Source organism: Cupriavidus plantarum, assembly GCF_905397285.1.
Classification (GTDB): domain Bacteria; phylum Pseudomonadota; class Gammaproteobacteria; order Burkholderiales; family Burkholderiaceae; genus Cupriavidus; species Cupriavidus plantarum.
Map to the genome: position 1 here is coordinate 341,981 of NZ_CAJPUX010000003.1, position 23,853 is coordinate 365,833.

Genomic DNA, 23,853 nt, shown 5'->3' on the forward strand with positions numbered 1-23,853 from the left:
AAGCTCAGCGGATGCGCATGCCCGGGACCGCGCCTTCGTGCGGTTCCAGGATCCAGAGGCCCGGGGTGGCCTTCTCGTCCGCCGCGCTGGCGGCCAGCACCATGCCCTCCGACACGCCGAACTTCATCTTGCGCGGCGCCAGGTTCGCCACCATGACCGTGAGCTTGCCCACGAGCTGCTCGGGCGAGTAAGCCGACTGGATTCCCGAAAACACGTTGCGCGTCTTGCCCTCGCCGAGGTCCAGCGTGAGCTGCAGCAGCTTGTTCGAGCCCTCCACCTTCTGGCAGTCCACGATCCTGGCCACGCGCAGGTCCACCTTTGCGAAGTCGTCGATCGTGATGGTCTCGGCAATCGGTTCGATCGCGGTGGCACCTTCGGTCGCCGCCGGTGCCGCGGCCTGCAGCGATTCGCGGTTGGCCGCGAGCAGCGCTTCCACCTGCTTGCCATCGACGCGCGTCATCAGGTGCGAGTACGGCTGCACCGGACGCGACGACGACAGCTGCGTATCGATCGCGCGCCAGTCGAGCGGCTCGACGTTCAGGAAGCGTTCCACATTGGCCGCCATCGTCGGCAGCACGGGCTTCAGGTACACGGTCAGCAGACGGAACGCCTCCAGGCACACCGAGCACGCCGCCTGCAGCGCCCCGCGCTTCGACTCGTCCTTCGCCAGTTCCCACGGCTTCTCGGTATCGACGAACGCATTCACGTTGTCAGTGAGCTCCATGACGAGGCGCAGCGCCTTGCTGTATTCCCGCGCTTCATAGAGCGCCGCGATCTGCGGAGCGGCCTCGCGCAGTTGCAGCAGCAGCGGATGCGCCAGCGCGCCGTCATCGACCTTGCCGTCGAAACGCTTGACGAGGAAGCCCGCCGCGCGGCTCGCGATATTGACGTACTTGCCCACGAGGTCGCTGTTCACGCGCGCGATGAAGTCGTCGAGGTTCAGGTCGAGGTCTTCCATGCTCGCGTTGAGCTTGGCGGCGAAGTAATAGCGCAGCCACTCCGGGTTCATGCCCGTGTCGATATAGCTCTGCGCGGTAATGAACGTGCCGCGCGACTTGCTCATCTTGGCGCCATCGACGGTCAGGAAGCCATGCGCGAAGACGTTGGTCGGCGTGCGATGGCCGGAGAAACGCAGCATCGCGGGCCAGAACAGCGTGTGGAAGTACAGGATGTCCTTGCCGATGAAGTGATACTGCTCGGCGGTCGAGTGCGGACCCACCCAGGCGTCGAAGTCGATGCCGCGCTGGTCGCACAGGTTCTTGAAGCTCGCGTAGTAGCCGATCGGGGCGTCGAGCCACACATAGAAGTACTTGCCCGGCGCGCCGGGAATCTCGAAGCCGAAATACGGCGCGTCGCGCGAGATGTCCCAGTCGGAGAGCGTCGACGCCTCGCCGTCGGCGCCGAGCCATTCCTGCATCTTGTTGGTGGCCTCGGGCTGCGCGAGGTCCGCCACCCATTCGCGCAGGAACGTCTCGCAGCGCGGATCGGACAGCTTGAAGAAGTAGTGCGTCGACGACTTGCGCACGGGCGTCGCGCCCGAGACGGTCGAGTACGGGTTGATCAGGTCGGTCGGCGCGTACGTCGTGCCGCAGACCTCGCACGAATCGCCGTACTGGTCCTTCGCATGGCACTTCGGGCACTCGCCCTTGATGAAGCGGTCCGGCAGGAACATTTCCTTCACCGGATCGTAGAACTGCTCGACATCGCGCGCATCGATCAGGTTCTCGGCCTTCAGCGCGAGGTAGATCTTCTCGCTCAGCACGCGGTTCTCGTCCGAGTCGGTGCTGTAGTAGTTGTCGAACGAGACCAGGAAGCTGTCGAAGTCGCGCTTGTGCTCGGCCCAGACGCGGTCGATCAGCTGCCTGGGCGTGATGCCTTCCTTCTCCGCGCGGAGCATGACGGGCGTGCCGTGCGTGTCATCGGCGCCGACGTAGTACACCTCGTTGCCCATCATGCGCTGGAAGCGCACCCAGATGTCGGTCTGGATGTACTCGACCAGGTGGCCGATGTGAATCTGGCCGTTGGCGTAGGGGAGGGCTGACGTGACGAGGATGCGACGGGCGGTCATAGGGGAGCCGATGGGTAATGCGAAGAGGGAAACGGCTATTCTAGCGGAAGCGCCGACGGTGGCGGCGTCGGGTGGGGACGGCGGTTGGAGATTGGAGCGCCGGGCAAAAAAAAAGCGCCGGTCGATACCGGCGCAGCTTTCCACAACGGAAAAGGAGGAGAAATCAGGCACCGCCCGGGAGGTCAGCCACCTATCGCGAGCCAGCAATCGGTAGCAAGCGGCACCTGAACTCTATGACTCGCTTATCCCTGAATTGGTTTCAAAAATATTTCGACCCGGCGATTCTGGGCGCGTCCGGCTTCGGTGGCGTTGTCCGCCACGGGCTGCGTCTGGCCCCGGCCTTCGGCGGTCAGGCGGTTGCGCGCGACGCCGCGATCACCCAGATACGACGCCACGCTCTGGGCGCGGCGCTGCGAAAGCTGCATGTTGTATTGGGCGTTGCCCGTGCTGTCCGTATGGCCGACGACGTTCGCGGTCACGTCCTGATGCTGGCCCAGCGTCTGCGCCACCTGGTCCAGCACGCTGCGGAACGACGGCTTGATCGAGGCGCTGTCCGTATCGAACGTCACCTGGCTCGGAATGTTCACCTTGAGCGAACCGTCCGGCTGCTCGGTGATCTGGGTGCCCGTACCGGCCGTGTCCTTGCTAAGCTTGCCCCGGATGGCGTTCCAGTTGTAGCCCGTCGCGCCGCCCAGGGCGCCGCCCACGGCGGCGCCGACCAGCGTACCGGTCGTATTGCCACCAATCAGGTTACCAAGCCCGGCGCCGACGGCGGCGCCCACGCCGGTCCCAACGGCGGTGTGGGTCTGCTGTTCCGTGGCGCAGCCGGCCACCAGAAGCGTGGCGACTAGCGGGACGATGGCGAACTTCGCGTGCATGCTTTCTCCTTCTGAGGTTTCCCTTGAATGTCTTACCGACGGCATACCGCATGGTAACGGCCTTTGCGCAGATTCGGCTGTCAGCGTTCGTCCGTATCTCATGCTGTGCAAGCGTACGGATGCAGCGGTGACAGGCGCACTACAATAGGCATATGCCGCGCGGTGCACAAGCGCCAGACTGTGAGAGATGTAAATGTCTGTAATCGCACACTCACTGTTAAGCTGGCCCCTGTCCGGGGCACCGCGCCTCGTTTGCGACTAATTGATCCCCTACAAAGCGGAGACCGTCTTGAGCCTCACCATTGAGCAGGTAACCGAAGCCCTGCGTTCCGTCATCGATCCCAACACCGGCCGCGACCTCGTGTCTTCGCGTTCGGCCCGCAATATCCGTGTGGACGGTGCGGATATCTCCCTGGAAGTGGAGCTTGGTTATCCTGGCAAGAGCCAGATCGAACCGATCCGCCAGCTCGTGATCGGCGCCCTGCGCAAGCTGCCGGGCGTCGGCAACGTGAGCGCGGCGGTGACGATGAAGATCGTCGCGCATGCGGTGCAGCGTGGCGTGAAACTGCTGCCCGGCGTCAAGAACGTGATCGCCGTGGCGTCCGGCAAGGGCGGCGTGGGCAAATCGACCACAGCCGTGAACCTGGCGCTGGCGCTGGCCGCCGAAGGCGCCCGGGTGGGCATGCTGGATGCGGACATCTACGGCCCGAGCCTGCCGATGATGCTCGGCATCAGCGGCCGTCCGGAGTCCACCGACGGCCAGACCATGGCGCCGCTCGAGGGCCATGGCATCCAGGCCAACTCGATCGGTTTCCTGATCGAGCAGGACAACCCCATGGTGTGGCGCGGCCCGATGGTGACCTCGGCGCTGGAACAGCTGCTGCGCCAGACCAACTGGAGCGATCTCGACTACCTGATCGTCGACATGCCGCCGGGCACCGGGGACATCCAGCTGACGCTGTCGCAGAAGGTCCCGGTGACGGGCGCCGTGATCGTGACCACGCCGCAGGACATCGCGCTGCTGGACGCCAAGAAGGGCCTCAAGATGTTCGAGAAGGTGGGCATTCCCATCCTCGGCATCGTCGAAAACATGGCGGTGTACTGCTGCCCGAACTGCGGTCACGTCGAGCATATCTTCGGCGAAGGCGGCGGCAAGCGCATGAGCGCCGAGTACCACGTGGACATGCTGGGCAGCCTGCCGCTGAACCTGTCGATCCGCGAGCAGGCAGACGCCGGCCGTCCGACTGTCGTGGCCGAGCCTGATGGCGCGATCGCGGCGATCTACCGCGAAGTCGCGCGCAAGGTGGCGATCAAGGTCGCGGACAAGGCGAAGGACATGACCAACAAGTTCCCGAGCATCGTCGTGCAGAACACCTGAGAACCGTGCGAGCCGTGATGTCGTCATCACGAAGCCGCCCATAAGCCAGCGATAAAATCGCGGCCACATTCACCGTGAGGAGGTTTGTATGAAACGTGTACTTTTCGGTTTGGCAATCGGCGCGGCCGCGGCAGCTATCGCGGGCTGCGGCATGATGGGCGACCAGCGCAGCGGCGAGACCGCCAGCGCGGCGGCACCGGCGGGCGGCGGCGCGAAGGCCGCGGCCCCGCTGGTCGCCAAGAGCGGGACCAATACCGGAGGGCGCGTCACGTTCGAGCAGCAATCGGGCGGTACCCTCGTCACGGTGTCCGTGACGGGCCTCGCGCCGGGCTCTGTGCATGGGTTCCATGTCCACGAGAAGGGCGATTGCTCGGCGCCCGACGCGATGAGCGCCGGCGGCCATTTCAACCCGACCGCGAAGCCGCACGGACAGATGGCGATGGGCGACCATCACGCCGGCGACATGAACAACCTGACCGCCGACGCCAACGGCAACGTGCGCGTGCAGTTCGTGATGAAGGACGTCACGGTGGCACCGGGCGCGTCGAGCGTGATCGGCCGCGCCGTGGTCGTGCACAAGGATCCGGACGACTACCGGACCCAGCCCACCGGCAATTCGGGCGGCCGCATCGCCTGCGGGGTGGTCGCGGCGATCTGATCGGCGGACCGGGGTCGGACCGATGCCGTAGCCGGCCGGCGGATGCCTGTACAATCCGGCCTCATCGCGCGGCAGGGGCCGCCGGCCCCTTTTTACATCCTATGAGCATCAAGTCCGACAAGTGGATCCGCCGCATGGCGGAGCAGCAAGGCATGATCGAGCCGTTCGAGCCGGGCCAGGTCCGCGAGCAGGACGGCCGCAAGATCGTGTCCTACGGCACGTCCAGCTACGGCTACGACATTCGCTGTGCCGACGAATTCAAGATCTTCACCAATATCAACAGCACCATCGTCGATCCGAAGAACTTCGACGAGAAGTCGTTTGTCGACTTCAAGGGCGATGTTTGCATCATCCCGCCGAACTCGTTCGCGCTGGCGCGCACGATGGAATATTTCCGGATTCCGCGCAGCGTGCTCACCATCTGCCTGGGCAAGAGCACGTATGCCCGCTGCGGCATCATCGTCAACGTGACACCGTTCGAGCCCGAATGGGAAGGCTACGTGACGCTCGAGTTCTCCAATACCACGCCGCTGCCCGCGAAGATCTACGCGGGCGAAGGCTGCGCACAGGTGCTGTTCTTCGAGAGCGACGAGGTCTGCGAGACCTCGTACCGCGACCGTGGCGGCAAGTACCAGGGTCAGCACGGTGTCACATTGCCGAAGACCTGACCGCATCATAATGCGGCCTGCTTTAAGTCCAATTTTCTCCGAGGACGCCCGATGAAATTCCGCTTTCCCGTCATCATCATCGATGAAGACTTCCGCTCCGAGAACATTTCCGGCTCGGGCATCCGCGCGCTCGCGCAGGCCATCGAGGCCGAGGGCATGGAGGTGATGGGCCTGACCAGTTACGGCGATCTGACGTCGTTCGCCCAGCAGGCCAGCCGGGCGTCCACGTTCATCGTGTCGATCGACGATGACGAGTTCGTGCGCGCCGACGACCAGCCCGAAGCGGCCGCGATCGAGAAGCTGCGCGCGTTCGTCAACGAAGTGCGCCGCCGCAATTCGGACCTGCCGATCTTCCTGTACGGCGAGACTCGCACGTCGCGGCATATTCCGAACGACATCCTGCGCGAACTGCATGGTTTCATCCATATGTTCGAGGACACGCCGGAATTCGTGGCGCGGCACATCATCCGCGAAGCGAAGGTGTACCTCGATTCGCTGGCGCCGCCGTTCTTCAAGGCGCTGATCGACTACGCGCAGGACAGCTCGTATTCGTGGCACTGCCCGGGCCACTCGGGCGGCGTGGCGTTTCTGAAGAGCCCCGTGGGCCAGGTGTTCCACCAGTTCTTCGGCGAGAACATGCTGCGCGCCGACGTCTGCAACGCCGTGGACGAGCTGGGCCAGCTGCTTGACCACACGGGTCCGGTTGCCGCATCCGAGCGCAACGCCGCGCGGATCTTCAACTCGGATCACATGTACTTCGTGACCAACGGCACGTCCACGTCGAACAAGATGGTGTGGCACGCGAACGTGGCCCCCGGCGATATCGTCGTGGTGGACCGCAACTGCCACAAGTCGATCCTGCACGCGATCATGATGACGGGCGCGATTCCGGTGTTCCTGATGCCGACGCGCAATCACTACGGCATCATCGGCCCGATTCCGAAGAGCGAGTTCGACCCCGAGACGATTCGACGCAAGATCGCCGCGCACCCGTTCGCGAGCAAGGCCGCGAACCAGAAGCCGCGCATCCTGACGCTGACGCAGGGCACGTACGACGGCGTGCTGTACAACGCCGAGCAGATCAAGGAGATGCTGGCGACCGAAATCGACACGCTGCATTTCGATGAAGCGTGGCTGCCGCATGCGTCGTTCCACGACTTCTATCACAACATGCACGCGATCGGCCGCGGCCGTCCGCGCAGCAAGGACGCGCTCGTGTTCGCGACGCAGTCCACGCACAAGCTGCTGGCAGGCCTGTCGCAGGCGTCGCAGATCCTCGTGCAGGACTCCGAGACGCGCAAGCTGGACCGCTACCGGTTCAACGAGGCGTACCTGATGCACACCTCGACGAGTCCGCAGTACTCGATCATCGCGTCGTGCGACGTGGCGGCGGCGATGATGGAAGCGCCGGGCGGCACCGCGCTGGTGGAAGAAAGCATTCAGGAAGCGCTGGACTTCCGCCGCGCGATGCGCAAGGTGGAAGGCGACTACGTGGCCGACAACGGCGACTGGTGGTTCAAGGTGTGGGGCCCGGACGCGCTGGCCGAGGATGGCATGGCGGACCGCGAGGAGTGGATGCTCAAGGCCAACGAGCGCTGGCACGGCTTCGGCGACCTCGCCGACGGCTTCAACCTGCTCGACCCGATCAAGGCCACGATCATCACGCCGGGGCTCGACGTGGACGGCGAGTTCAGCGACCGCGGCATTCCGGCGGCGATCGTCACCAAGTACCTGGCCGAGCACGGCATCATCATCGAGAAGACGGGCCTGTACTCGTTCTTCATCATGTTCACGATCGGCATCACCAAGGGCCGCTGGAACTCGCTCGTGACCGAGCTGCAGCAGTTCAAGGACGACTACGACCAGAACCAGCCGCTGTGGCGCGTGCTGCCCGAGTTCGTGGCGCGGCATCCGCAATACGAGCGCATGGGCCTGCGCGACCTCTGCGATGCGATCCACAGCGTCTACAAGGCGAACGACGTCGCGCGCGTGACCACCGAGATGTACCTCTCGGACATGGAACCCGCGATGAAGCCGTCCGACGCGTGGGCGATGATGGCGCACCGCGAGATCGAGCGCGTGCCCGTGGACGAACTCGAGGGCCGCGTGACCGCGATCCTGCTGACGCCGTACCCCCCGGGCATTCCGCTCCTGATTCCGGGCGAGCGCTTCAATCGCACGATCGTCCAGTACCTGAAGTTCGCGCGCGAGTTCAACAAGCTGTTCCCGGGATTCGAGACCGACATCCATGGGCTCGTCGAAGACGAGATCGATGGCCAGAAGGCCTACTTCGTGGATTGCGTGAAGCAATAACTTCCGGCGCGCCACTGCCATGAAAAACGCCCCTTGCGGGGCGTTTTTCTTTTGGGGCTTCGCGTGCCCGAGGCTCAGTTCTTCTTCTCGAACTCGAACTGGGGCGCGGCCGGTTCGCTCTCGCTCTGCTGGGGCACGTTGAGGTCCAGCGAGCCGGAGTTGGAACCCGGCGCCGATGCCGGCGCTGTCGGCGGCGGCACGTTCTCCGCTCCCCCGCCACCTCCAAGCGGAATACTGATCTCCGCCGAGTTGCTGTGTTTCAGCGATCCCTTGTCGAGGAACATGGTCACCATCCCCGGCCAGAACATCACCAGCAGCACCATGACCATCTGCAGGCCGACCCACGGCAGGGCGCCCCAGTAAATGTCCGAGCTCTTCACTTCCTTCGGCGCGATGCCGCGCAGATAGAACAGCGCGAAGCCGAACGGCGGGTGCATGAACGACGTCTGCATGTTCACGCACAGCATCACGCCGAACCAGACCAGCGCGGCCGTGGCCGCCGCCTCGGGATTGCCGCCCATCGAGTCCGCGACCACCGGCGCCAGCACCTTGACGGCGACCGGCGCGAGCATCGGCACGACGATGAACGCGATCTCGAAGAAGTCGAGGAAGAACGCGAGGAAGAAGATGAACAGGTTCACCACGATCAGGAAGCCGATCCAGCCGCCTGGCAGCGAGGTGAACAGATGCTCGACCCACGCACCGCCATCGACGCCCTGGAACACCACCGAGAAGCAGGTTGAGCCGATGAGGATGAACACGACCATTGCGGTGATGCGCGCCGTGGACTGGTAGGCATCGACGATCAGCAGGCGCAGGTCGGTGAGTTGGCCCGCGCGCAGCAGCAGCCAGACGACCACGAGGTAGGCGACGGCGAGCGGGATGCGGAACGCGTGCGAGCCGAACGCGAATACGCCGATTGCGGCGGCCACGAGCGTGGCGGCGATACCGACACGGTAGACGTTGCGGTCGATGCGGTTGAAGCCCTTGTCGCGGATCACGGCCAGCACGAGCGCGCCGACGGCGCCCATCGCGCCCGATTCCGTCGGCGTGGCGATGCCGAGCATGATCGTGCCGAGCACGAGGAAGATCAGCACCGCGCAGGGGACGATGCCGCGCAGGCATTTTGCCCACAGCGCCCAGCCGCGCAGCGTGCGCGCTTCCGCGGGCACGGGCGGCAGCCAGTCCGGCTTGATGCGCGTGAGCACGAAGGTGTAGAGCGCGAACAGCGCGATCTGCACGACCGACGGGCCCCATGCGCCGAGGTACATGCTGCCCACGTCGGCACTGCCGGCCGGCGTCTTGAGCTGGTCGGCCAGCACCACGAGCACGAGCGACGGCGGCACCAGCTGCGTGATCGTGCCCGACGCGGCCAGCACGCCGGTGGCGTACTTCATGTTGTAGCGGTAGCGCATCATCACGGGCAGCGAGATCATCGCCATCGCAATGACCTGCGCGGCCACCGTTCCGGTAATCGCGCCGAGGATGAAGCCGACGATGATCACCGAATAGCCGAGACCGCCGCGCACGGGGCCGAACAGCTGACCCATCGAGTCGAGCATGTCCTCGGCGAGCCCGCATTTTTCGAGAATCGCCCCCATGAACGTGAAGAACGGGATCGCCAGCAGCAGTTCGTTGGCCAGCACGCTGCCGAACACGCGCGTGGGCACCGCCTGCAGGAACTGGATCGGAAAGTAGCCCCATTCGATGGCAAGGAAGCCGAACGCCAGACCGACGGCCGACAGCGAGAACGCCACCGGGAAGCCGATCAGCATGAACAGGACCAGGCCGCCGAACATGAGCGGCGGCATGTACTCCAATGGGATCATTGAACGGGCCTCTCGTATTTCGATTCGATGCGCACGAGGCCCTTGAGGGCGGCAAAGCGCTTGATGAGTTCGGAAATGCCTTGCAGGGTGAGGAAGGCGAAGCCTAGCGGTACGACGAGCTTGATCGGGTAGCGGGGGAGCCCACCCGAATTACCCGACTGCTCGAGGATGCGCCACGAGGGCAGGAACAGCGAATCCCACGACAGCCACGTGAACAGGATCGTCGAAGGCAGGAGGAACACGACGATGCCGAAGATGTCGATCCAGTGCTGGGCGCGTTCGGAGACGTTGCCGTAGATCAGGTCCACGCGCACATGCTCGTTGCGCTGGAACGTGTAAGACGCGCCGAACATCACGGCCACGGCGAACATGTACCACTGCAGTTCGAGCGGCCAGTTGTCGCTGAGGTTGAAGCCGTAGCGGAGCAGGGCGTTTCCTGCGCTGATCAGGCACGACAGCAGGATCATGATGTTTGCAAGCCTGCCCGTGTGCTGATTCAACCTGTCGATCTGCCGTGACAGACCAAGCAAGTAGTTCATGGGTTGTCTCCCCCGTATTTTGCGGCGCCTAGTGTATCTGTAACAAAATGCTGCGGCGCTCCGTAGTTGTACCTATCGATGGCGCGCGCGCAACGTACAGACGTAAAAAAGCCGCCGGGCGAATGCCTCGGCGGCTTTTTTGTTGCGCAGACTTACGTGAAACTTACAGGGCAGCGCGTGCGTTGCTGATCGCTGCGCGAACCTGATCGGGCGCGGTGCCGCCGATGTGGTTGCGCGAGGCAACCGAGCCTTCGAGCGTCAGTACGGCATGCACGTCGTCACCGATGAGCGAGGCCTTGTCGCCGAGGCCCGACGCGTCGCGCAGTTCGGCCACGGTGAGGTCGGCCAGATCGCACTGGCGCACGTCGCAGGCGCGCACGGCATGGGCCACGGCCTCGTGCGCATCGCGGAAGGGCAGGCCGCGCTTGACCAGGTAGTCGGCAAGGTCGGTCGCGGTGGCGTAGCCCTGCAGCGCGGCGGCGCGCATCGCGTCCGGCTTGACCGTGATGCCGGGCACCATGTCCGCGAAGATGCGCAGCGTGTCGACGACCGTATCGACGGTGTCGAACAGCGGCTCCTTGTCTTCCTGGTTGTCCTTGTTGTACGCGAGCGGCTGGCCCTTCATCAGCGTCAGCAGGCCGATCAGGTGGCCGTTGACGCGGCCGGTCTTGCCGCGCGCGAGTTCGGGCACGTCCGGGTTCTTCTTCTGCGGCATGATCGAGCTGCCCGTGCAGAAACGGTCGGCGATGTCGATGAAGCCGACGCGCGGGCTCATCCACAGCACGAGTTCTTCCGAGAAGCGCGACACGTGCGTCATCACGAGCGCGGCGGCGGCGCAGAATTCGATGGCGAAGTCACGATCGGAAACGGCGTCGAGCGAGTTGCGGCACACGCCGTCGAAGCCGAGCTGGCTCGCGACAAATTCGCGATCGATCGGGTAGCTGGTACCGGCCAGCGCGGCGGCGCCCAGCGGCAGGCGGTTGACGCGCTTGCGGCAGTCGGCCATGCGCTCGGTGTCGCGCGTGAACATCTCCACGTAGGCCAGCAGATGGTGGCCGAACGTCACGGGCTGGGCGACCTGGAGGTGGGTGAAGCCCGGCAGGATCGTGTCGGCGTGCTGCTCGGCAAGGTCCAGCAGCGCGCCGCGCAGGGCGCCGAGCAGGCCGATGATGTTGTCGATCTCGCTGCGCAGCCACAGGCGGATGTCGGTGGCCACCTGGTCGTTACGCGAGCGGCCCGTATGCAGGCGCTTGCCGGCGTCTCCGACCAGCGCGGTCAGGCGCGCCTCGATGTTCAGATGGACGTCTTCGAGGTCGAGCTTCCACTCGAAGCCGCCGGCTTCGATCTCGCCACGGATCTGCGTCATGCCGCGCTCGATCTCGGCACGGTCGGCTTCGGCGATGATGCCCTGCTTCGCCAGCATGGCCGCGTGGGCCAGCGAGCCCTGGATATCGAACAGCGCGAGGCGCTTGTCGAAGAAGACCGAGGCGGTATAACGCTTCACGAGGTCGGAGACCGGCTCGGTGAAGCGGGCGGACCAGGCTTCGCCTTTCTTGGCAAGTTGGGAAGTCATGACGGCAGGGCGCAAAAACGGGAAACCGCGATTATATGCCGACCCGTGCGCGGCAGCCGCCCTATGCGCCGCGGATGTGGCGCGCGCGTCGCCTCAGAAGACGATCCTCAGCGGGAATCGTCATCTCAGGCGTCGTCATCAGGTTTCGAAATACGTCGCCCCGTCGCGGACGAGTTTCCTCAGCGTCCGCAACGCGCCAAGCATCTCCACACAGTCCGGGCAATCCTCGAGATGATGCTCGAGCCGGACACTGTCCCCCGCGCCGAGCTCACCGTCGGCGCAAACCTCGAGCAACTGGCGGGCATCGTTGCAGTTCATGTCGGAGACCTCAGGGCGTGGACGAGCGAAGGAGCACGATGGTCGCGGCGAGTTGACGCCGCGCGCGGGACAGCGTGGCCTGCACGGCCTCGCGGGACGTATCGGTGATGGCCGCAATGTCGCGATAGTGCAGCCCCTCGAGCTCGCGCAGCACGATGGCGACGCGCCCGGCCGTCGGCAACCGTTCGAGCGCCGCCTGCACGAGGTGCACGTCCTGCTCGTGCAGCCGCAGCATCGGGTCGCCGGCACTGGGCATGCCGGGGTCCAGCATGTCGCGCTGCGGCGTGCCCGGCGGCTGCTGCGCGCGCCATGTCGCGTGGACCAGCCCGAGCAGCCATGTGCGCGGCCGCTCGCCGTGGAAGCCGTCGATGGCCGCTTCGGCCTGACGCATCGATGCCTGCGCGAGGGCGTCGGCATCGCGTGCGTTGCCGCACAGCCAGCGCGCGAGGTTGTGCGCGGCGTCCGCATGTGGCTGCAGCGGCGTGGCCCGCGGCGCGTCGGGGTGCCGTGCCGCCGCATGGCGATCGTCGCCGTCGCGCGACGACAGCATGGTCGTTCGCGACGCGGCGGACACGTTGAACGGGGTGGACCACAGCCTCATGCGCTAACCCTCCCACCATCGTGATGACGGCGGACCTAGTGTAGCGTCGGCGTTGCCATCGCGCTCGACTTTCTGTGATGCGCCTGCCGCATCAATCGTGGCGCGATTCCGCGAGCGGGCGCTCGCGCGGCGCGCGCGGCGATGCTGCACTGCCGCGAGCACGTGCGGCCTTGCGGCGCACGTACCAGTAATGCGCGCGATCGAGGTACAGGTAAACCACAGGTGTCGTGAACAGCGTCAGCAGCTGCGACACGAGCAATCCGCCGACCATCGCATAACCGAGCGGGCGGCGCAGTTCCGATCCCGCGCCATGGCCGAGCATCAGCGGCAGGCCCGCGAGCAACGCGCACATCGTCGTCATCATGATCGGGCGGAAACGCAGCAGGCACGCTTCGTAGATGGCCTCCTGCGGGGACAACCCGCGTTCACGCTCCGCCTGCAGCGCGAAGTCGACCATCATGATCCCGTTCTTCTTGACGATGCCGATCAGCAGGATCACGCCGATCAGCGCGATGACCGTGAAGTCGTAGCCGCCGAGCAGCAGCACGAGCACCGCGCCGACGCCCGCGGACGGCAGCGTCGAGAGAATCGTCAGCGGATGGATATAGCTCTCGTACAGCAGTCCAAGCACGATGTACACGGCGATCAGCGCGGCCGCGATGAGATACGGCTGCGAGGCGAGCGAGGCGCCGAAAGCCTGCGCGGTCCCCTGAAACGCGCCCGACAGCGCCGCGGGCTTGCCCATCGCCGCGAGCGTCTGGTTGATGGCGTTCACCGCATCGCCGAGCGACGTGCCCTGCGACAGGTTGAACGAGATCGTCACGGCGGGAAATTGCCCCTGATGGCTGATGGACAGGTACGACGTGCGGTTCGTGTCGATGCCGACGAACGCGGACAGCGGCACCTGCTGGCCCGTGATCGGCGACGTCACGTAGAGCTTGTCGAAGAGGCGCGGATCTTCCTGCAGCTTCGGCGTGGCTTCGAGGATGACGTGATAGCTGTTGATTTGCGTGAAGTACTGCGCCACCTGCCGTTGTCCGATGGCGTCATACAGCGTGGCGTCGATCAGCGCGGGCGTGATGCCGAAGCTGGACGCGCGCGCGCGGTCGATGGTGATCATCGCGGCGGCCGCGGCGTTCTGCTGGTCGGACGCGACGTCCGCGAGTTCCGGCAATTGACGGAATCGCTGCAAAATGCGTGGCGCCCAGTCGTTGAGCTCGGCGAGGTTCGCGTCCGTCAGCGTGAACTGGTATTGCGTGCGCGATAGCCGGCCGCCGACGTTGATGTCCTGCCCCGCCTGCAGGAACAGGTTGGCGCCCTCGACCTTCGCGAGCTTTGGGCGAAGGCGCGCGATGACCTCGTCGGCGGTGGCGGTGCGTCCTTCGTCTTTCGGCTTCAGCGAGATGAAGAAATTGCCGGTGTTGACCGTGTTCTGTCCGCCGGTCATGCCGACCGCGGTCACATCGGGGTCCGCGCGCACGACATCGGCGAGCGCGACCATGCGCGCGTTCATCGACTTGAACGACGCGTCCTGCGCGGACTCGGCGAAGCCGAACAGGAAGCCTGTGTCCTGTTGGGGAAAGAAGCCCTTGGGGATGTACAGGAACAGCGCCACCGTCGCGGCCACGGTCAGGAGGAACGCGCACAGCGTGAGGAACTGATGGCGCATCACGCGATCGAGCCCGTGGCGGTAGGCGTCGAGCATCGCGCCGAAGCCGCGTTCGAACAGCTGGAACAGCTTGCCATGATGCCCGGCGTGCGCGGGGTCGTGCGGTTTGAGGAAGCGCGAGCACAGCATCGGCGTCAGCGTCAGCGACACGATGACCGAGACCGCGATCGTCAGCGTGACCGTGACCGCGAACTCGCGGAAGAGCCGGCCGACGATGCCGCCCATCAGCAGCAGCGGGATGAACACGGCGACGAGCGACACCGAGATCGAGATGATCGTGAAGCCGATCTCGGCGGCGCCCTTGAGCGCGGCGTCCATCGGCGTCATGCCGTCCTCGACGTGGCGGTAGATGTTCTCGAGCATCACGATCGCGTCGTCCACGACGAAGCCGACGGCGATGGTCAGCGCCATCAGCGACAGGTTGTCGCGCGAGTAGCCGAGCATGTACATGCCCCCGGCGGTGCCGAGCAGCGCGAGCGGCACGGTGACACTCGGGATCAGCGTGGCGGGCAGGTTGCGCAGGAACATGAAGATGATCATCACGACGAGCGCGATGGTCAGTACGAGCGTGAATTCGACATCGGCCTCCGATGCGCGGATGTTCTGCGTGCGGTCCGCGAGGACGTTGACCTGCACGGATGCCGGGATCGATGCGCGCAGCTTCGGCAGCGCGGCCTGGATGGCATCGACAGTGGCGATGACGTTGGCGCCCGGCTGCTTGGTCACCGCGAGGATGATGGCGCGGCCGTTGCGAATGGTGCTGTCCTCGGGCGCGGCTTTGCCCGCGAAGCCCCAACCCGCGAGTCTGGCGTTCTCCGGACCGTCGATGGCCACGCCGACGTCGCGTACGCGCACGGGTGCGCCGTTGCGATAGGCGAGCACCATGTCGTTCCACGCGGCGGCCTTGGTGAGCTGGTCGTTGGTGTAGACGTTGAACGCCTTGCTGGGGCCGTCGGTGCTGCCGGTGGGCGCGTTGACCGTGGTGGAGGCGATGACGCCCCGGATGTCTTCGAGGCTAATGCCCAGCGCGGAGATCTTGCCGGGATCCACCTGGATGCGCACCGCCGGCTTCTGTTGCCCGCCGATGTTGACGAGGCCGACGCCCGAAATCTGCGAGATCTGCTGCGCAAGGATGTTGTCGGCATAGTCGTTGACGGCCGTGAGCGGCAGCGCGTCGGACTGCACCGCCATCACGAGGATCGGCGAGTCGGCCGGATTGATCTTGCGGAACGAGGGCGGGCTCGGCAGGTTCGTCGGCAGTTGTCCGCCGGCGGCGTTGATCGCGGCCTGCACGTCGACGGCGGCGGCGTCGATGCTGCGGTTGAGATCGAACTGCAGCGTGATCTGCGTCGAGCCCTGCGCGCTTTGCGACGTCATCTGCGAGAGGCCCGCGATGAGCGAGAACTGTCGCTCGAGCGGCTGCGCGACGTTGGACGCCATGGTTTCCGGGTTGGCGCCGGGTAGGCTGGCCGTGACCTGGATGGTCGGGAAGTCGACCTGCGGCAACGGGGCGATCGGCAGCAGGGGCCATGCGGCCACGCCGACGAGCAGCAGCGCGACGGCGAGCAGCGAGGTGCCGATCGGGCGCTTGATGAAGGCGGCGGAAATGCTCATGAGCGGGCGCCTGCCGTTTCCACGATTTTCGCGCCGGCGCGCAGCTTGTACTGACCCTCCGACACGACGCGGTCCCCAGCCGCGAGCCCCTTGCCGATGACGGCACGGTTACCCTGCAACTCCGCCACGGTAACGGGCTTCATGGCCACGGTGTTGTCGGGCTGCACGGTGTAGACGTACGTGCCCGCATCGTTGCGCTGGATCGCCGACGACGGCACCGTGATCGCCCGCGCGCGTCGGCCGAGCACGAGCCGGGCATCGACGTACTGGCCGGGCCAGAGGGCGTGCGTGGGGTTCGGGAAGCGCGCCTTGAGCTGGATCGTCCCGCTCGTGGTGTCGATGGTGTTGTTGACCAGAATCAGCTTGCCTTCGCCGAGCCGCTTGCCGGACTCGCGTTCATTGGCGTCGACGATCAGCTGCGCGCCGTCGGTTGTGGCCCCGTGGATCTGGGAGACCGCTTCTTCCGGCAGGGTGAAGACAACGTCGATCGGATCGATCTGGCGGATGACGACAAGACCCGTGGTGTCGGTCGCGTGCACGATATTGCCGGGATCGACGAGGCGGGCGCCGACGCGGCCCGCGAGCGGGGCGGTGATCGTCGTGAAGTCGAGCTGCACGCGGGCGAGGGCGATCTGCGCGTCGTCGGTGCGCACGGACGCCTCCAGCTGGGCGACTGTGGCGCGCTGGGTGTCGAGCGTCTGTTGCGTGGTGGCGTTCTCCTTGATCAGGCCCTGAAAGCGCGTCAGGTCGAGCCTGGCGTTGGCGAGGGTGGCTTCGTCACGCGCCCGCGTGGCCTGGGCCTGCTGCAGTTGGGCTTCGAACGTTCGCGGATCGATGCGCGCGAGCACCTGACCCAGCTTCACGTCCTGTCCCTCGACGAAGCCCACGCTGACGAGCTGGCCATCGATGCGCGGCGTAACGGTGACGGTCTGCATCGCCTGCACGGTGCCCACGCCGACGAGGCCGATATCGACATCCTGCGCTTGAGCGAGCGCCGTGGTCACGCCGACTGGCGGCGTGGGCGCTTTGACGGGCTTCGGCGCCAGCACGCGCCAGACGACGTAGCCGCCAACGCACGCAACGATAATCGCCGCGATGGCGATGCGGCCGAGTCGGCGTGGGTGGGGGCGGGAGGTCGGGGTCATGGTCGTGTCGGTAGCGTGCTGGGGGTGGGGCGGCAGGGGTGGGACGGCATCGGCGGAACGCCTCGGTCGGGCGTGGACCGGCGTCAGCGCTCGGGCCCAGCGGTCATGGCGGAGCGGATGGGCGCGTTCGCGCGCGTTTCGGGGTGGCCGGGCGGGCCGACCACGTCAGTGGTCGCGACGGTGGCGGTGGCGGTGGCGGTGGCCGGCGCCTTTGTGTCGCCGACCGCCGCGAGCGGGGCGTCGTGCGTGGTCATCGGGGGCGGCGATTGCAAGGCGCTGGACTGCCAGCCGCCGCCCGTGGCCTTGACGAGCGCGACGCTTGCCGCGAAGGCGCGGCCGCGCAACGTGATGGCCGTGCGCGCATTGGTCAGCGCGAGCTGCTGCGCCGTGATGACGCTCAGGTATTGCGCGGTGCCGGCGCGATACTGGGCCAGCGACACACGTTCGGCGCGCCGCGCGGCGTCCACCGCCCGGTCCTGCACGACCACCTCCCGATCGAGCACGCGCAGTGCCGAGAGGCTGTCTTCGACCTCCTGCAAGCCGGAAAGCACCGTCTGTCGATACGCCGCGGCACTCTGGTCGTAGGCCGCGACGGCCTGATCGTTACGTCCGCTCCGCAGGCCCCCATCGAAGATCGTCTGCGCGAGCCCCGCGCCGAGCGCCCACACGCGGCCCGGTGCGATGAACCAGTTGGCAAGATTCGCGCTGCTGCCGCCGCCCGACGCGGACAGCGTCAACTGCGGGTAATACGCCGCGCGCGCCACGCCGATCTCCGCATTCGCGGCGGCCATCCGCCGCTCCGCGGCGGCGATGTCCGGGCGGCGTTCGAGCAGCGTGGAGGGAAGGCCCGGCGGGATGGCGAGCAGGCGCATGGGGAACGACGCGCCCCCGGCACGCCCGGTGTCGGCATCCGCGCCGGCACCCGCTGGTGTGTCCTGCGGCGACGGCAGGCGCGCCAGCGCGAACGCACCGGGGGCTTGTCCCGTCAGCACGGCAATCGCATGCTCGAGCTGCGTCCGCTGGACATCGAGATCGATCCCCTGCGCGCGTGCGGACTCGAGCGTGACCTGCGCGAGCGAGACATCGGCATCGGTGGCAATGCCCGCGCGAAACTGGCTCTGCGTGAGCTTCAGCGACTCCTCGTCCGCCGCCACGGTGCGATCGAACAGATCCTTGAGCACGTCCGTGATCCGCAGCTGGATGTAGTCCTGCGCGACTTCGGCCTGAATCGACAATCGCGCCGCGGCAAGGTCGGCCGCGGTCGCCTGCTCGGTATCGCGCGCCGCCTCCACCGCGCGGCGCACGAGCCCCCACAGATCGACTTCCCAGCTCGCATCGAGCAGCGCCGCGTGGTTGTTGGAGACCGACGGCACCCCGTTCGACACCGCGCGGCTGCGGCCCGTCGACACTTCGGCACCCAGCGTCGGAAACAGTCCGGCGCGTGCCTGCCGCGTGAGCGCTCGGGCTTGCCGATAACTGGCCTCCGCCTGCCGCAAGGTCTGATTGGCCGCCATCGCCGCATCGACGAGCCCATCGAGCGTCGTGTCGCCATACGCCGTCCACCAGTCCTGTCCCGCATCGATGCTGGCCGGCTGCGCGACCTTCCAGTCCGGGTCAGGCGGCGGCTGCTCCCGCCAGTTCGCCGGTAATTGCCGGTCGGAGAGCGTAGGCTTGACGTAGTCGGGACCGACCGTGCATCCGGAAAGCAACGCCAGCGCGGCAAGCGCGATCGTGGTGACGGCGGCAGTGACAACGGTGCGCGCGGCACCGGGTGGGACGGCGGTCGGGGGGACGCTCGGGGGGGCGCTCGGGGTGACGCTCGGGGGGGCGCTCGGGGGGGCGCTCGGGGTGACGCTCATGGGCGGACTCTGTCGGCAAGCTCAGGCGCGACGGTCTGCTTACGCAGCCATCGCATGCCATGCCACTCTAAGCCGCGGGAGGGTGCCGCCATATGTCGGGTTACACGTGGCGTATTACGGCGTGTTTCTCTACATTACGCAATGTTTCGAGAGTCGTACCAAGTCGCCTTCACCGCGCATCCGACGCGGGTCCGCACGCCATCATGGGGTCTTGAGGAGACATGACAATGGCAACACTGCACGACCATCGCTATCCGAACGAATCGGCCGAATACCGCGACGCGCGCAATGCGCTGCTCGAGGCCGAAATCGCGCTGCGCCGCCAGACCGAAGCGGTCGCGGCCATGCGCCGCGCGCTGCCACCGGGCGGCCGCGTGGAGGAAGACTATCTGTTCGAGCAAGCTATGCCAGGCCAGCCCGCGCAGGTCCGGCTCTCCGAGCTGTTCTCGCCGGGACAGGACACGCTCGTGCTGTACAACTTCATGTACGGGCCGAACATGAAACAGGCCTGCCCGTCGTGCACGTCGATCCTCGACGCGATCGACGACGTCGTGCCGCACGCGCGCCAGCGCATCGGTTTCGCGGCGGTCGCGCGCTCGCCGTTGGAACGCCTGCTCGCCTACGCGCAGCAGCGCGGCTGGCGTCACCTTCGGCTGCTGTCGTCGGCCAATAACGCCTACAACGCTGATTACCACGGCGAAACCGCCGAAGGCAGCCAGATGCCGATGCTCAACGTCTTCACCCGCCGCGACGGGGAACTGCGGCACTTCTACGGCACCGAACTCATGTTCACGAAGGGCGAAGACGGTCAGGATCCGCGCCACGTCGATCCGATCTGGCCGCTCTGGCACCTCCTGGACTACACCCCGGAAGGCCGCGGCGACTGGCGGCCGGCGCTCAGCTATTGAATTTTTTGCTCGTATCAGGGAAAACCCTTATCAAGTTCCTGCCTTGAAAAGGAAATACCCCGTCCCTATAATTAGCACTCGTCGGGGTTGAGTGCTAACAGCACGGTCCCGCGGGTGCGTCGAGTCGCTCGAACCGCGCCACCACTTCCGATGGAAACCTGATGGTCGTCCGGATGTTCTGGAATGAACGGCAATCCGAACGGCCATTTGTGAATCGAAACTCACTTTTTTGTATTAGGAGTCCGTATGAATCTGCGTCCCTTGCACGACCGCGTGATCGTGAAGCGTCTGGACAACGAAACCAAGACCGCGTCCGGCATCGTGATTCCCGACAACGCCGCGGAAAAGCCTGATCAAGGCGAAGTGCTGGCCGTGGGCCCCGGCAAGAAGGATGACAAGGGCAACTCGATCGCCCTCGACGTGAAGGTGGGTGACCGCGTGCTGTTCGGCAAGTACGCCGGCCAGGGCGTGAAGGTGGATGGCCAGGAACTGCTGGTCATGCGCGAAGAAGACATCATGGCCGTGGTCCAGAAGTAATCCGCGCCCACCCCGTACAGCATTCAGGAGAATCAGAACATGGCAGCAAAAGACGTAGTGTTCGGCGACGCCGCCCGTGCCAAGATGGTCGAAGGCGTGAACATCCTCGCCAACGCAGTGAAGGTGACGCTGGGCCCGAAGGGTCGTAACGTGGTGCTGGAGCGCAGCTTCGGCGGCCCGACCGTGACCAAGGACGGTGTGTCCGTGGCCAAGGAAATCGAACTGAAGGACAAGCTCCAGAACATGGGCGCGCAGATGGTCAAGGAAGTGGCTTCCAAGACCAGCGACAACGCCGGTGACGGTACCACCACCGCAACCGTGCTGGCCCAGTCGATCGTGCGCGAAGGCATGAAGTTCGTGGCCGCCGGCATGAACCCGATGGACCTGAAGCGCGGTATCGACAAGGCTGTCGGCGCCGCCGTGGAAGAGCTCAAGAAGCTGAGCAAGCCCACGACGACCAGCAAGGAAATCGCTCAGGTTGGCGCCATTTCGGCCAACAGCGATGCCTCGATCGGCGAGCGTATCGCTGAAGCGATGGACAAGGTCGGCAAGGAAGGCGTGATTACCGTGGAAGACGGCAAGTCGCTGGCCGACGAGCTGGAAGTCGTGGAAGGCATGCAGTTCGACCGCGGCTACCTGTCGCCGTACTTCATCAACAACCCGGAAAAGCAGGTTGTTGCCCTGGACTCCCCGTTCGTGCTGCTGTTCGACAAGAAGGTGTCGAACATTCGCGACCTGCTGCCGGTGCTGGAACAAGTGGCCAAGGCTGGCCGTCCGCTGCTGATCATCGCTGAAGACGTCGAAGGCGAAGCCCTGGCGACCCTGGTGGTGAACAACATCCGTGGCATCCTGAAGACCGCCGCCGTGAAGGCTCCGGGCTTTGGCGACCGCCGCAAGGCCATGCTGGAAGATATCGCCATCCTGACGGGCGGTACGGTCATCGCCGAAGAAATCGGCCTGACGCTCGAGAAGGCTACGCTGCAGGACCTGGGCCAGGCCAAGCGCATCGAGATCGGCAAGGAAAACACCATCATCATCGACGGCGCCGGCGACGCATCGGCGATCGAAGGCCGCGTGAAGCAAATCCGCGCCCAGATCGAAGAAGCGACCTCGGACTACGACCGTGAGAAGCTGCAAGAGCGCGTGGCCAAGCTGGCCGGCGGTGTTGCCGTGATCAAGGTTGGCGCTGCGACCGAAGTCGAAATGAAGGAAAAGAAGGCACGCGTGGAAGACGCGCTGCACGCTACCCGCGCTGCCGTGGAAGAAGGCATCGTCCCGGGCGGCGGCGTGGCACTGCTGCGCGCGCGCGCCGCGATCTCGAACCTGGCGGGCGACAACCCCGACCAGAACGCCGGTATCAAGATCGTGCTGCGCGCGATGGAAGAGCCGCTGCGTCAGATCGTGCTGAACGCCGGTGAAGAAGCCTCGGTCGTCGTGGCCAAGGTCATCGAAGGCAAGGGCAACTACGGCTACAACGCGGCCTCCGGCGAGTACGGCGACCTCGTGGAAATGGGCGTGCTGGACCCGACCAAGGTGACCCGCACCGCGCTGCAGAACGCCGCTTCGGTGGCTTCGCTGATGCTGACGACCGACTGCGCCGTGGCGGAAACGCCGAAGGAAGAGTCGGCGCCGGCAATGCCGGGCGGCATGGGTGGCATGGGCGGCATGGAAGGCATGATGTAATTTGCCTTCGCTGTCGCGGCGTTAGCCGCTACGCAAGCTGTACGAAAAAACCCCGCGGGTGCGAGCCCGCGGGGTTTTTTCATGCCTGCCTGTTTCATGGCCTCACAGTTGCTGAAGCTGGACCGGCGCGCCGGGCTTGCCGTCCGCTTGCGGCGCGATGATCAGATAGCGGCGCTGGTCCGTCGCGGCGTTCTCCGGTGTCACGACCTGCCGGATCGGTCCGATCGAATTGACGATCGCCGAGCCCGCCGGGTTGGTCATGAAAGCGGCGAGCGGTTGCAGGTTGCCGCTGCCGTCCGGGCGCTCGGCCAGGGCCAGCACATATGGCGCCTTGGGTTGCAGTCCCGTGACGGAGGCCTGCAAGACCTGCACGAGACCCTGATCGAAGAGCGACACGCTGGTGGGGGCGGTCTTCGCACCGGCCGGGGCGAGCGTCAGGTGCGCGGTTTGTCCCGCCACGCCGAGCGGCTGCAGGTTCTGCGTGCCATCGCCCTCGGGCACGGCGTTCGGGACGTAGGCGATGGCCTGCGGCGCCTGTCCGATCGGCACGTTGGCGACGACGCGCTGCGTGGCGGTGTCGATCGCGGCCAGCGCGTCGGCGTTCTCCAGACCCACATAGATGCGCGTGCCGTCCCCCGATGGCCAGACGCCGTGCGGCAGCTTCCCGACCGGGATCGTGGCGACCTGCGAGAAGTCGTCGGTGCGGAACACCTTGACCTCGTTGAGTCCGCCGATGGTGACATACGCCAGCGTGCCCGTTGCCGTGCGCGCGAAATTGACATGGTTGGTGATGGGGCCCGTCTCGAGCGTCTTGATCGGCGCGAACGGCGGCTTTGCGTCAAAGACCTGCGTGCGGCCCACATCCTTGAGCGTGAACCAGACCTGCGTGCCGTCCGGCGATGCGGCGATGTTCGGGCAGAACGGGCTTTCCTGCTTCACGGTGCCGACGATCTTGTGGTCCGCCACGGAGACGACCTTGGTTTCCGGATTGAACGACGAGCAGATGTAGCCGTACTTGCCGTCGGGAGAGAAGATCTGCATACCTGGGCCGGCAGGCGTCACGATGCGCGTCTTCTCCTCGAACGTCCTGGCGTCGAGCACGGCGACGTAGTTCTCGCCGCGCACGGTGACCCAGATTTCCTTGCCGTCGGGCGTGTAGAACGCTTCGTGCGGAGAGCGGCCCACATAGGTGGTGTGCTTGACCGTATTGGTCTGCGTGTCGATGAACGTGACCGAGTTGGAGCCGATCGAGACGACCGCGAGGGTCCGATGGTCGGGGGAAAAGCCCATCCCGTGCACGAGCACCTGCCCGCGGTAGAGCGGGCTGAAATTGCCCGGCGACGGATCGCCCAGGCGGATGACACCGAGCAGCCGGTGATCGGCGGGGTCCGTGACGGAGACCGTGTTCGAGAATTGCTCGGCGGTGTACACCCGGTCGCGGTGGCTGATGGGGATATCGGGCGCGGTGGCGGCGCCCGGTGCCTGGCCCGCGAAGGCGGTGGCGGTGAGGGCTGTGGCCAGCGTCAGCGCGGTGCCGAGGCGCGCGGCGAGTCGAATGTCGAACCGAATATGGAGTAGATTGGCAAGTGGTTGGGATGTCATCGTTTTGTCGGGG

The 23,853-nt window shown here is 65.8% G+C and carries 18 protein-coding genes; 7 read left to right on the plus strand and 11 right to left on the minus strand.

Annotated elements, in window-relative coordinates; genetic code table 11:
• Positions 1-4 precede the first annotated feature (4 nt).
• A complete protein-coding gene (gene metG / locus KHP16_RS16275; RefSeq protein ID WP_109580304.1) occupies positions 5-2,068 on the minus strand; it encodes a methionine--tRNA ligase in 2,064 nt (687 codons plus the stop codon).
• 242 nt (positions 2,069-2,310) lie between these two features.
• Positions 2,311-2,946 (minus strand): YiaD family glycine zipper/OmpA-like lipoprotein, encoded by a 636-nt coding sequence (locus KHP16_RS16280; RefSeq protein WP_109580305.1) that lies wholly within the window; start codon positions 2,944-2,946, stop codon positions 2,311-2,313.
• A 289-nt stretch (positions 2,947-3,235) separates the two neighbouring features.
• On the opposite strand from KHP16_RS16280, the gene apbC reads away from it, so the two are divergent.
• The 4 genes from apbC to KHP16_RS16300 all read left to right on the plus strand — a co-directional run bounded on the left by apbC (position 3,236) and on the right by KHP16_RS16300 (position 7,963).
• Positions 3,236-4,324: an iron-sulfur cluster carrier protein ApbC gene (apbC, locus tag KHP16_RS16285; protein ID WP_109580306.1), complete on the plus strand. Its 1,089-nt coding sequence runs from the start codon at positions 3,236-3,238 to the stop codon at positions 4,322-4,324.
• A gap of 88 nt (positions 4,325-4,412) precedes the next feature.
• Positions 4,413-4,982: a superoxide dismutase family protein gene (locus tag KHP16_RS16290; RefSeq protein ID WP_109580307.1), complete on the plus strand. Its 570-nt coding sequence runs from the start codon at positions 4,413-4,415 to the stop codon at positions 4,980-4,982.
• 101 nt (positions 4,983-5,083) lie between these two features.
• Positions 5,084-5,650, plus strand: coding sequence for a dCTP deaminase (dcd, locus tag KHP16_RS16295; RefSeq protein WP_109580308.1), 567 nt, complete (start codon positions 5,084-5,086; stop codon positions 5,648-5,650).
• Between the two features lie 51 nt (positions 5,651-5,701).
• A complete protein-coding gene (locus KHP16_RS16300) occupies positions 5,702-7,963 on the plus strand; it encodes an arginine/lysine/ornithine decarboxylase (RefSeq protein WP_109580309.1) in 2,262 nt (753 codons plus the stop codon).
• A gap of 74 nt (positions 7,964-8,037) precedes the next feature.
• Here the strand turns inward: KHP16_RS16300 and KHP16_RS16305 are convergent, their stop codons facing one another.
• The 8 genes from KHP16_RS16305 to KHP16_RS16340 form a co-directional block, all read right to left on the minus strand.
• Positions 8,038-9,792, minus strand: a complete 1,755-nt coding sequence (locus tag KHP16_RS16305; RefSeq protein ID WP_109580310.1) for a TRAP transporter large permease — start codon at positions 9,790-9,792, stop codon at positions 8,038-8,040.
• A complete protein-coding gene (locus tag KHP16_RS16310) occupies positions 9,789-10,331 on the minus strand; it encodes a TRAP transporter small permease subunit (protein ID WP_109580311.1) in 543 nt (180 codons plus the stop codon). The genes KHP16_RS16305 and KHP16_RS16310 overlap by 4 nt, the downstream gene beginning before the upstream one ends.
• Positions 10,332-10,494: 163 nt before the next feature.
• Entirely contained in the window at positions 10,495-11,904 is a 1,410-nt protein-coding gene (argH, locus tag KHP16_RS16315) for an argininosuccinate lyase (protein WP_109580312.1), read from the minus strand.
• A gap of 138 nt (positions 11,905-12,042) precedes the next feature.
• Complete coding sequence (locus tag KHP16_RS16320) at positions 12,043-12,222, minus strand: anti-sigma factor family protein (protein WP_115952695.1); 180 nt, start codon at positions 12,220-12,222, stop codon at positions 12,043-12,045.
• A 10-nt stretch (positions 12,223-12,232) separates the two neighbouring features.
• Positions 12,233-12,823 carry a sigma-70 family RNA polymerase sigma factor gene (locus KHP16_RS16325; RefSeq protein ID WP_211960675.1) on the minus strand — a complete coding sequence of 197 codons (591 nt, stop codon included), beginning with the start codon at positions 12,821-12,823 and terminating at the stop codon, positions 12,233-12,235.
• Positions 12,824-12,914: 91 nt separating this feature from the next.
• Positions 12,915-16,106, minus strand: a complete 3,192-nt coding sequence (locus tag KHP16_RS16330; protein WP_211960676.1) for an efflux RND transporter permease subunit — start codon at positions 16,104-16,106, stop codon at positions 12,915-12,917.
• The gene (locus KHP16_RS16335; protein WP_121490575.1) at positions 16,103-17,251 is read right to left on the minus strand and encodes an efflux RND transporter periplasmic adaptor subunit; all 1,149 of its coding nucleotides are present in this window, start codon (positions 17,249-17,251) and stop codon (positions 16,103-16,105) included. Before KHP16_RS16335 ends, KHP16_RS16330 begins: the two co-directional genes overlap by 4 nt.
• 83 nt (positions 17,252-17,334) lie before the next feature.
• A complete protein-coding gene (locus tag KHP16_RS16340) occupies positions 17,335-19,110 on the minus strand; it encodes an efflux transporter outer membrane subunit (RefSeq protein ID WP_211960677.1) in 1,776 nt (591 codons plus the stop codon).
• Positions 19,111-19,337: 227 nt separating this feature from the next.
• Between KHP16_RS16340 and KHP16_RS16345 the strand changes: the two genes are divergently transcribed.
• From KHP16_RS16345 to groL, 3 genes are all read left to right on the plus strand, one after another.
• On the plus strand, positions 19,338-20,018 hold the full coding sequence (locus KHP16_RS16345; protein ID WP_121490577.1) for a DUF899 family protein: 681 nt from the start codon (positions 19,338-19,340) through the stop codon (positions 20,016-20,018).
• A gap of 246 nt (positions 20,019-20,264) precedes the next feature.
• A complete protein-coding gene (gene groES / locus KHP16_RS16350) occupies positions 20,265-20,555 on the plus strand; it encodes a co-chaperone GroES (protein ID WP_109580319.1) in 291 nt (96 codons plus the stop codon).
• Between the two features lie 39 nt (positions 20,556-20,594).
• Complete coding sequence (gene groL / locus KHP16_RS16355; protein WP_109580320.1) at positions 20,595-22,238, plus strand: chaperonin GroEL; 1,644 nt, start codon at positions 20,595-20,597, stop codon at positions 22,236-22,238.
• A gap of 102 nt (positions 22,239-22,340) precedes the next feature.
• On the opposite strand, the gene KHP16_RS16360 is transcribed toward groL, so the two are convergent.
• Positions 22,341-23,840, minus strand: a complete 1,500-nt coding sequence (locus KHP16_RS16360) for a YncE family protein (protein WP_211960678.1) — start codon at positions 23,838-23,840, stop codon at positions 22,341-22,343.
• Between the last annotated feature and the right edge of the window lie 13 nt (positions 23,841-23,853).